The organism is Micromonospora sp. CV4 (assembly GCF_003667455.1).
In the GTDB taxonomy this organism is placed as follows: domain Bacteria; phylum Actinomycetota; class Actinomycetes; order Mycobacteriales; family Micromonosporaceae; genus Micromonospora.
On the sequence record NZ_RCVI01000414.1, the window covers coordinates 1 to 9,985 of the forward strand.

The window sequence follows — 9,985 nt, forward strand, 5'->3', positions numbered from 1 at the left end:
GGGTCGGGGTCGTGCCGCCACCGCCGAGCCCGAAGAAGACCGCGTCGCGGTACGTCGAGCAGATGGTGTCCAGGAAGTACGCGGCGGTGCTGCCACACTGCTCGGCGCCGGAGCCCGGGTCGACCGGGGTGCCGTGACCCATCCCGGAGACCCGGTAGAGCCGCACGTCGTCGTTGCCGTACACCTCCAGGCTGGTGCCGCCGGGCAGCGACGAGGTGCTGGTCGGGGTCTGCGAGACGCCCCGCACGTTCGTCCACTGGTCGCGGGACTCCGCGCCGTTGAGCGGGGCGACCGTCGTGTCCGAGGTGCCGTGCCAGATGGCCACCCGGGGACGCCGGCCGCTGTAGCCGGGGTATGCGCCACGGACCAGGTCACCCCAGGCGGCGGGGCTCTTGTCCGTGCCCGGGTTCATGCAGCTGAACGCGTTGACCATGCTGGTGGCGCAGCGGTACGGGATGCCCGCGATGATCGACCCGGCGGCGAAGACGTCCGGGTAGGTGGCGAGCATGACCGAGCTCATCGCCCCGCCCGCCGACAGACCGCTGACGAAGACCCGGGAACCGTCCACTCCGAAGTTCGCCTTCGCGTGGTCGACCATCTGCTTGATCGACAGCGCCTCGCCCTGGCCCCGCGCCGTGTCCCCCGTCTCGAACCAGTTGAAGCAGCTGTTGGCGTTGTTGCCGGAGGGTTGCTGGGGAACGATGAGGGCGAACCGCCACTGGTCGGCGTACTTCCGCCAGCCGGAGTTGGTGAAGTAGCCGGAGGCGTTCTGGGTGCAGCCGTGCAGCAGCACCACGGCCGGGGAGTTGGCCGGCAGGTTGTCCGGCCGGTAGGCGTACATGGCGAGGTTGCCCGGGTTGGAGCCGAAGCCGGTGACCTGGGTCAGGCTGGCCGCCTGGGCGGGCGTGGCGAGGGCGACCGCACCGGCCACGGCGAGGACGAGCCCGGCGACCGCTCCGATCAGCCGGGTGAGGATGGACGAGGAGCGGCGCACGGCGGCCTCCTGACGGGCAGGACTGTGAACTGGGTCACGGTCGAATTGCCGGAACGTTACGTCGATGTGTCGCCGCCATGACATGGGTCACAGTCACACATTCACGGCCACCGCTGTGTACGTCGGACGGTCCAGCCGTCAGGAACGGCTCCTCCCCTACCTCAGGCGACAACAACGGTCCCCTCCTTGCATGTATGACCGGCCGGTCCAGGTCCGGTTGGTAACGTCCGCTGCGTGCCGTTCTCCCCGTCGCTGGCCACCGGGCCCGCACCCGCGTCACCGCCTCGCGCCGCCCGGGACCGCCGGGCCGACCTGATCGTCGTGCTGGTGGCGCTCGCGCTCGCCGTCTGGGTGACCAGTGGGCTGTGGCGGGACCCGAACGTGCGCACCATCACCGTCAACTCCAGCGACCAGGCGCTCTTCGAGTGGCTGCTCGCCTTCGGCGGGCACGCGGTCACCCACGGGGAGAACCCGTTCTTCACGTACCTGATCAACGTCCCGGACGGGGTCAACCTCGCGGTCAACACCTCGATCACGGTGTACGCGGTCGTCTTCGCACCGCTCACGTACCTGATCGGGCCGCCGGCGACCTTCCTGGTGATCCTCACCCTCAACCTGTTCGCCACCGCGTTGGCCTGGTACTGGCTGCTCTCCCGGCACCTGGTCCGCAGCCGGCTGGCCGCCGGGATCGGCGGCCTGTTCATCGCCTACTCCCCCGGCATGGTCTCGCACGCCAACGCCCACCTGAACTGGACCGCCGGCTGGCTGGTGCCACTGCTGGTGTGGCGGCTGTTCGCGCTGCGCCGGCCCGGGCACTGGCTCCGGGACGGGGTGATCCTCGGCATCCTGGTCGCGGTGGCCTTCTCGATCGCCGCCGAGGGCCTGTTCTTCACCGCGCTCGCGCTCGGCGTGTTCGTCGCCGTCTGGGCGCTGCACCCGGTCCACCGGGCCGAGGCCCGCGCCGCGCTGCCCAGCTTCCTGCGCGGGCTCGGGGTGACCGCGGTGGTGGCCGGTGTGCTGTTGTCGTACCCGTTGTGGCTGCACTTCGCCGGCCCCCAGCGGTTCCACGGCACCGGCTTCGACCCGGTGATCCACTCCGAGGACATCGCCGCGTTCGCCGCGTTCCCCCGCCGCTCGCTGGCCGGCGAGGCCGGGCTGGGCACCTCGCTGGCGCCGAACCCGACCGAGGAGAACTCGTTCTTCGGCATCCCCCTGCTGGTGCTCACCGTGATCTGCTTCGTCGCGCTCTGGCGACGCGCCGATGCCACCCGCCGGGCCACCCTCTGGGCGCTCGGCGTCACCGCGCTGATCTTCACCGTGCTCTCCTTCGGGCCGGTGGCGAAGGTCGACGGGCGCCGCACCGACCTGCCGATGCCGTTCGACGTGCTCGGGCAACTGCCGGTGGTCAACGCCGCGCTGCCCGCCCGGCTGGCCCTGGTGGTCGCGCCGGTGATCGGGGTGCTGTTGGCGTACGCCATCGACCAGCTGCGGCACGACCCGCCCCGGTACCGCCCCACGGAGCTGGCCTGGGTGCTCGGGTTCGCGGTGGCCCTGCTGCCGCTGTTGCCCTCCCCGCTGCTGACCCACGAGCGGGAGCCCATCCCGCGGTTCATCACGGCCGGCACCTGGCAGGAGTACGTCTCGCCCGACGGGGTGCTCACGCCGGTGCCGCTGGCCGTGGACATCTATCCGGACGGGCAGCGCTGGCAGGCGTACGCGCTGTCGCACCGGCAGGGCGAGTTCGCCATTCCGGGCGGCTTCTTCCTCGGTCCGGGCGGCCCGGACGGTCGCGGAAGGATCGGGCCGGTGCCCCGCACCCTGAGCGCGCTGATGGACCAGGCCGGCCGGACCGGGCTGGTGCCGATCGTCACCGACGGCACGATGCGGGAGGTCCGGTCCGACCTGCGGCACTGGCGGATCGAGACGGTCGTCCTTCCCGACCGGGTGCACGGCGCGAAGTTCGACGTCGACGAGGAGGCGGTCCGACGCACCGCCACCGCCCTGTTCGGCGAACCGCAACGGGTCGACGACGTCTGGATCTGGCGCATCCCGCCGGCGGACCGGTAGACCGTGGCGCGACCGACCGGGGCATCGTGACCGGCCGCCGTCGCGTCTAATGGGGTGATGCGAAAGACCGGCAGGCGTCTGCGGCAGGGCGCCGTGATCGCTGTCGCGCTGGCGCTGGTGGCGCTCAGCACGCCGGCCGCCACGGCCACCGACAGCACGGTCACCGACAGCACCGCCACCGACAGCACCGCCACCGACGGCACGGCCGGCGTGGTGCCGGCCCGGGTGCACAACCCGTGGGCGTGGCAGGCCACCGTCGGGGATCGCCCAGCCGGAAGGGCCGCGCTGGTCTTCTTCACCAGCCGCACCCGTTATCTGGAGTCGACCGGAGTGCTGGTCGGCCGCGACGGCGGTTACCGGCTGATCCCGCTGCACGTCGCCGAGGACCACGGGCTGATCTCCCCGGACGGTCGGCACTACCTGCGGCCGTCCGGGGACCTGCTGGACCTCACCAGCGGACAGCAGCGCCGCACGATCCCCGTCGGCATGCGGCCGCTGGCCTGGTCGTCGGACGGGCAGCGGGTCCTGAGCAGCCGCAGCAAGGACGACCCGGTGATCAGCTACGGGCCGGACAACCAGCAACTCAACGACCCGCAGAAGCCCGACGATCTGCTCGTCCTCGACCCGTACCGGGGCACCGAACAGGTGGTCGAGGCCGGCACGTTCGCCGCGCACGCCGCGGCGGCCTGGTCACCCGGCGGCGACCTGGTGGCGGTGGCCGGTCCGCCCGACGTGCCCGCGCAACTCGCCGAGCGCCAGCGGTTGGTGGTCACCGATCCGACGTCCGACAGCCCGCAGTGGGAGGTCGACCTGGGCGACCGGCGGATGCTGGCCGGTCCGGCCGCCTGGCACCCGGACGGCCGGCGGATCGCGCTGCTCGCCTTCGACGGCTGCGCCGGCCCACACTGCACGCCCGAGCAGGTGGCGGAGCGCACCTGGCGGATCGAGTTCCTCGACGCCGCCACCGGCCGAGCCTTCGGTCAGCCGCTGCCCGTCGCCGACTCGACCACGAAGATCGTCGGCTGGCGCGGGGGCGACCCGGTGGCCAAGCAGTCGATCGCGGTGGACGGCGACGACGGGGACCGACAGGCCATCCTCGCCGCGCTGTCACCAGGGGGCACCCGAGAAGTGCTGGTGACCGCGCCGCCCGGGTCGACCGACCTGGCGGTCCCGGGCGACCTGCTCACCCGGGCCGCGTTCGGTGGGCCGGAGCGCCGGCCGTCGCCGTTCGCGGCCCCGCTCTGGTTCTATCTGGCGCTGGCCGTGCCGACACTGCTCGCCGGCGCCCTCCTCGGGCGCCACCGGCGTCGCCGGCGCGGTTCCGCCGCCGACACGGGCCCCGGCCCGACCCCGCAGCCCGAGGCCTGACGGTGGGTGGCGGCCGGGGCCTGCGACACCCTGGTGAGGCGGCTCACCAGCGATCATTGCCGGTCACGGGACTAGGCTGAAGGGCGTGACGACGACGACCTCCGGCCTGACGGCCGTCCGCGCCGGCCTGCTCGACTACCAGGCCGCCTGGGACGAGCAGCGGCGCCTGCACGAGTCGGTGGTGGCCGGCGAGCGCGGCGACACCGTCCTGCTGCTGGAGCACCCGAGCGTCTACACCGCGGGCAAGCGCACCGAACCGTGGGACCGGCCGGTGGACGGCACCCCGGTCGTCGACGTGGACCGCGGCGGCAAGATCACCTGGCACGGGCCGGGGCAGCTCGTCGGCTACCCCATCCTGCGACTGCCCGACCCGGTGGACGTGGTCGCGTACGTGCGCCGCACGGAGGAGCTGCTGATCGACGTGTGCGCCGAGTTCGGGCTGGCCGCCGGCCGGATCGAGGGGCGCAGCGGGGTCTGGGTGCCCGAGGACGACCGGGGGCCGGCCCGCAAGGTCGCCGCCATCGGCATCCGGGTCGCCCGGGGCGTCACCCTGCACGGCTTCTCGATCAACTGCGACTGCGACCTGACGTACTTCGACCGGATCGTGCCCTGCGGCATCCGCGACGCCGGCGTCACCTCGCTCACCGCCGAGCTGGGCCGTGCGATTACCGTCGCCGACGTACTCCCGGTCGTCGAGCGCCGACTGTCCACCCTGGTCGAGGTCTGACGCTCCCGGCGCACGGGCCGGCGGCGTGGTGCCCCCGGCCCGTGCGTCCGTTCACGGGGTCAAGCGGTGCAGGTCGCGCGGGAACGCGGTGACCTCCCGGACGTTGGCCGCGCCGACCAGGCGGGCCACGAAGCGTTCCAGACCGATGGCGAAACCGCCGTGCGGTGGCATGCCGTGCCGGAACGCGTCCAGGTAGCCGGCGTACGGCTCGACCGGCTCCCCCCGGGCCGCCAGCGCCGCCAGGTAGTCGGCGTGCCGGTGCAGCCGCTGCCCGCCGGTGACCAGTTCCAGGCCCCGGAAGAGCAGGTCGAAGCCGTTGGAGTAGGCCGGCCGGGCCGGGTCCGGGTGGGTGTAGAACGGGCGCTTCGCCATCGGGTAGCCGGTGACGAAGAGGAAGTCCGACCCGTGCTCGCGCCGGGCCCACTCCCCCAGCGCCCGCTCATGGGCGGGCGCGAGGTCCGGCTCGTCAGCCGGCGCGCCGGCGATCGTCAGCGCCTCGGTGAAGTGCACCTCCGGGATCTGGGCCGGCACGGCCGGCACCTCGACGCCCAGCGTGGTCAGCGCCCCTCCGGCCCGCTCGCCCACCGTGCCGAGCATCCCGGCCAGGGTGTCCCGCAGCACGACCATCACGTCGCGGTGGTCGGCGACGAAGCCCAGCTCCACGTCGAGCGAGGTGTACTGCGCGAGGTGCCGGACGGTGTCGTGCGGTTCGGCCCGGAAGACCGGCCCCACCTCGTAGACCCGTTCGAAGACACCGACCATCAGCTGCTTGTAGAACTGCGGCGACTGGGCCAGGTACGCGGGCCGGCCGAACCAGTCCAGGGCGAACACGTTCGCCCCGCTCTCCGTGGAGGAGCTGACCACCTTCGGCGTGTGGACCTCCACGAAGTCCCGGGCGTCGAGCGCGGCACGGAACCCGGCCACCGCCGCCGCCGAGACCCGCAGCGCGGCGGATCGGGTGGGGTGCCGCAACGCGGTCGGCGCGTGGTCGAGCTGGGTGGGCAGGCTCGCGGTGAGCGCCGGCCGGTACAGGTCGAACGGCGGCGGCACGGCGGGCGGGCCGAGGGGACGTACCGCCGGGTCGGTCAGCTCCACCCCGGCGGGCGCGGCGTCGTTCGCGGTGACCGTCGCGGTGACCTCGACGACCGTCTCCTCGGTGAGTTTCTCCAGCTCGGCGCGGGCGGCCGGGTCGGTGACGACGACCTGGGCCAGGCCGGCGGCGTCCCGCACGATCAGGAAGGCCACCGACTTGAGCAGTCGGCGGCGGTGCACCCAGCCGGCGATCCGCACGGTCGCGCCGACCTTGGTGGGCAGTTGGTGGGACAGGGTTCGTTGCATGGCGGGCTGCTCCTCGGTCGATCGCCACGCCGTCGCCGCCCTGGGGTGGCGAAGCGTCGCATCAGCCCCAGGGAGGTGTGGGCGAGCGGGAACCTCGCGGTGCCACCACACCTTCGCCCCCGCCGGAGCGGAGGCCTCGTTCGTCGCCTGATGACCGGGGCCAGCCGGGCGGGCTCTACTGGGCACGGGGTGACCCGCAACCGTTCTTCCCGCAGCTCGGGAGGGTCTTCGCGCACCGGGGCCAGACCGCCTCTCAGCACCGGCGGCTCTCTGCACTGGCGGGTCGGGCGCTACTCGGCTCCGTCATCGCTGTTGGCGGAGACCGTAACACCCGATCCCGGCGGCTGTGACGCCAATTTCGGCCAGTCGGTGTCCGGCGTCACAACATCCACGGCGTGACGCCGGTCGCCCGACGCACATAGATGGTGGCCGTCGGGCGTAGGCTCGTTTTCGTGACGATCGAGCACTCCGCGCCGACGACCGGCCAGGCAGCGCGCACCGCAACGGCCGCCCCCGAGGGGCGGCGTCTGCTGCGGATCGAGGCGCGCAACGCCGAGACGCCGATCGAGCGCAAACCGCCATGGATCAAGGTCAAGGCCAAGATGGGCCCGGAGTACACCCAGCTGCGCGGGCTCGTCTCGCGCGAGGGGCTGCACACCGTCTGCCAGGAGGCCGGCTGCCCCAACATCTACGAGTGTTGGGAAGACCGCGAGGCCACCTTCCTGATCGGCGGCGACCAGTGCACCCGGCGCTGCGACTTCTGTCAGATCGACACCGGCAAGCCGGCCGAGTTCGACGCCGACGAGCCCCGCCGCGTCGCCGAGTCGGTGGTCTCGATGGGGCTGCGCTACGCCACCATCACCGGTGTCGCCCGTGACGACCTGCCCGACGGCGGCGCCTGGCTGTACGCCGAGACCGTCCGGCAGATCCACGCCCTCCAGCCGGGCTGCGGCGTCGAGCTGCTGATCCCGGACTTCAACGCCGTCCCCGAGCAGCTGGCCGAGGTCTTCGGCTCCCGCCCGGAGGTGCTGGCGCACAACGTGGAGACGGTGCCGCGCATCTTCAAGCGGATCCGCCCCGCGTTCCGCTACGACCGCTCGCTCGACGTGATCCGGCAGGCCCGCGCCGACGGCCTGGTGACCAAGAGCAACCTGATCCTGGGCATGGGCGAGGAGCGGGCCGAGGTCTCGCAGGCGCTGCGCGACCTGCACGAGGCCGGCTGCGAGCTGATCACCATCACCCAGTACCTGCGTCCCTCGCCCCGGCACCACCCGGTGACCCGCTGGGTCAAGCCGGAGGAGTTCGTGGAGCTGCGCGAGGAGGCCGAGGAGATCGGCTTCGCCGGGGTGATGAGCGGGCCGCTGGTGCGCTCGTCGTACCGGGCCGGCCGGCTCTACCGCCAGGCTCTCGACGCCCGCGCCGGCGCCCCCGTCAGCACCGCCGGCTGACCCGCCGGGCTCCAACGCGCCGGAGGCCGGCGCCCGGGTGCCATGATCGTGCGATGACCGTCGGGGTACGCGAGCAGCCTCGCGGCGCGGGCTCTCCGCGCCCGCGGCCCGGCTCGCGCGCCGGGCTGGTCGGCTGGCTCACCGGGCTGGCCCTGCTCGCCGGGGTGGGCTACCGCCTCTGGCTGCTGGGTCACGCCACGCCGCCGACGAACAGCGACGAGGCCACCATGGGGTTGGCCGCGCTGCACATCGCCCGGGGCGACGGCTTCCCGGTCTGGTTCTACGGCCAGCAGTACATGGGCACGCTGGAGGCGTACCTGGCCGCGCCGGTGTTCGCCCTGGCCGGCGAGCCGTCGCTGCTCGGTCTGCGGCTGCCGACGCTGGCGCTGTACGCGCTGTTCCTGCTGCTGGCCTGGCGGTTGACCCTGCGGCTGACCGGGGACCGTTGGTTCGGGCTGCTGGTGGTGGCGCTGCTCGCCCTCGGCTCCGACCGGATCGTCAAGAACCAGCTGATCGCCGGCGGCGGCTATCCCGAGATGAACGCGGCGGGCGTGGCGCTCGCCCTGCTCGCCCTCGACCTGGCCACCGGACGGCCGGGTCGGCGCCTGCGCTGGGCGGCGTGGGGGTTCCTGGCCGGCCTGATGCTCTGGGTCGACCCGCTCGTGCTGCCGTACGTCCTCGCCACCGGCGCGGTGCTGCTCGCGTTCTGCCGTCGGGAACTTCGCGGGACGGCTGGCGTGCTGCTCGGGGCGGCCGCCGCGCTGGGGGCGGCTCCGCTGCTGGCGCACAGCCTGGTGACCGGGCGGAACCCGCTGCACGCGGTGCTCGGCGCCAGCGGGGCGGACGCCAGCGCGGGCTGGGTGGAGCGGCTGCACGGCGGGCTGCTGCTCGGCCCGCCGCTGGGCATGGGCTTCTGCGCGCCGGGGCGGTGTGCCACCTGGCAGCTGTGGTGGGCGCTCGCCCTGCCGGTGCTGCTGGCCGTCGCCGCCGGCACCGCCTGGCGGGTATTGCGCCGGCCGGCCACCGCGGAGGCCGGTCCGTCGCCCCGGGTCGCGGCGGCGATGCGGCTCGCTCTGGTGCTGGCCGCGGTGGCCACCCTCGGCGCGTACACCCTGAGCAGCGCCGCCGGGCTCACCCCCGTGGAGAGTTCCCGCTACCTGTCGTGCCTGCTCATCTCCCTACCGGTGCTTCTGTGGCCACTGTGGACGGTGGTCCGGCGTCCGGGTCGGTGGGCGTTCGCCCGGCCGGTCGCGTTGGTGGTGCTCGCCGCCACGGTGGGCACCGTCGTCCACGCCACCTGGCGGTCGGCGCAGACCGCCCCGGCGACCCGGGCCGCGGAGGCCCGGCACGCCGACCTGGTCACCACCCTGCGCCAGCTCGGGGTACGGCACGTTCGCGCGGGCTACTGGACCTGCAACCGGCTCACCTTCGCCAGCGCGGAGGAGGTGGTCTGCGCGGTCGTCGACGACACGTTGCGCCCCGGCTTCGACCGCTATCCCCCGTACCGGCGGGAGGTGGAGCGCGCGGCGGCGCCGGCCTGGGTCGCGCCGACCGGGTCTCCGCTGGCGGCCCGGCTCGACGAACGGCTGCGCGCCGCCCCGGACAGCCTGGACCTGGTCACCCTCGACGGCTGGCGGATCTACCTGCCGCGCGCCTGAGGATGGGCCGACCGCCGGTGCTGGTCAGCGGGGTGCGGCCGGTTCGGCGAGCAGGCCGAGGCGGTGGGCCAGGGCCGCGGCCTCCCCCCGGTTGGTCACGCCCAGCTTCGCGATGATCCGGGACACGTGGACGCTGGCGGTCTTCGGCGAGATGAACAGCTGCTCGGCGATCCGGCTGTTGCTGTGCCCCTCGGCGACCAGCCGCAGCACCTCCCGTTCCCGCGAGGTCAGCAGGTCGGTGCCGGGCCCGACCGCGCCCGGCCCGCGCAGGCCCACCCGGCGGGCCAGGGTGGCGGCCGCCTCGCCGAGCGGCGTCGCGCCCAGCCGGCGGGCGATCTCGGCGGCCTCGGTGACCGCCGCGGCCGCCTCGTCCCGCTCTCCACCC

8 protein-coding genes are annotated in these 9,985 nt (G+C 73.7%); 5 read left to right on the forward strand and 3 right to left on the reverse strand.

What is annotated here, in order from left to right:
- The coding region (locus EAD98_RS29075) for a PHB depolymerase family esterase (RefSeq protein WP_121657157.1) at positions 1-994 on the reverse strand (994 nt) is incomplete at its 3' end.
- A gap of 234 nt (positions 995-1,228) precedes the next feature.
- On the opposite strand from EAD98_RS29075, the gene EAD98_RS29080 reads away from it, so the two are divergent.
- The 3 genes from EAD98_RS29080 (at position 1,229) to lipB (ending at position 5,156) form a co-directional block, all read left to right on the forward strand.
- Positions 1,229-3,061 (forward strand): DUF2079 domain-containing protein, encoded by a 1,833-nt coding sequence (locus EAD98_RS29080; protein ID WP_121657158.1) that lies wholly within the window; start codon positions 1,229-1,231, stop codon positions 3,059-3,061.
- 57 nt (positions 3,062-3,118) lie between these two features.
- Positions 3,119-4,429: a hypothetical protein gene (locus EAD98_RS29085; RefSeq protein ID WP_121657159.1), complete on the forward strand. Its 1,311-nt coding sequence runs from the start codon at positions 3,119-3,121 to the stop codon at positions 4,427-4,429.
- An 85-nt stretch (positions 4,430-4,514) separates the two neighbouring features.
- Positions 4,515-5,156: a lipoyl(octanoyl) transferase LipB gene (gene lipB / locus EAD98_RS29090; RefSeq protein WP_121657160.1), complete on the forward strand. Its 642-nt coding sequence runs from the start codon at positions 4,515-4,517 to the stop codon at positions 5,154-5,156.
- A 51-nt stretch (positions 5,157-5,207) separates the two neighbouring features.
- On the opposite strand, the gene aspS is transcribed toward lipB, so the two are convergent.
- Positions 5,208-6,494, reverse strand: a complete 1,287-nt coding sequence (gene aspS / locus EAD98_RS29095) for an aspartate--tRNA(Asn) ligase (RefSeq protein ID WP_121657161.1) — start codon at positions 6,492-6,494, stop codon at positions 5,208-5,210.
- Positions 6,495-6,919: 425 nt separating this feature from the next.
- Between aspS and lipA the strand changes: the two genes are divergently transcribed.
- Both lipA and EAD98_RS29105 read left to right on the forward strand, forming a co-directional pair.
- Positions 6,920-7,942, forward strand: a complete 1,023-nt coding sequence (gene lipA / locus EAD98_RS29100; protein WP_143728429.1) for a lipoyl synthase — start codon at positions 6,920-6,922, stop codon at positions 7,940-7,942.
- A gap of 53 nt (positions 7,943-7,995) precedes the next feature.
- The gene (locus EAD98_RS29105) at positions 7,996-9,600 is read left to right on the forward strand and encodes a hypothetical protein (RefSeq protein ID WP_121657163.1); all 1,605 of its coding nucleotides are present in this window, start codon (positions 7,996-7,998) and stop codon (positions 9,598-9,600) included.
- A gap of 24 nt (positions 9,601-9,624) precedes the next feature.
- On the opposite strand, the gene EAD98_RS29110 is transcribed toward EAD98_RS29105, so the two are convergent.
- The coding region (locus EAD98_RS29110) for a response regulator transcription factor (protein ID WP_147457522.1) at positions 9,625-9,985 on the reverse strand (361 nt) is incomplete at its 5' end.

Excerpts from the sequence above, each read along its gene's own strand:
- EAD98_RS29085 (WP_121657159.1), top strand. The coding sequence starts at position 3,119 with ATGCGAAAGACCGGCAGGCGTCTGCGGCAGGGCGCCGTGATCGCTGTC.
- EAD98_RS29105 (WP_121657163.1), top strand. The coding sequence starts at position 7,996 with ATGACCGTCGGGGTACGCGAGCAGCCTCGCGGCGCGGGCTCTCCGCGC.
- aspS (WP_121657161.1), bottom strand. The coding sequence starts at position 6,494 with ATGCAACGAACCCTGTCCCACCAACTGCCCACCAAGGTCGGCGCGACC.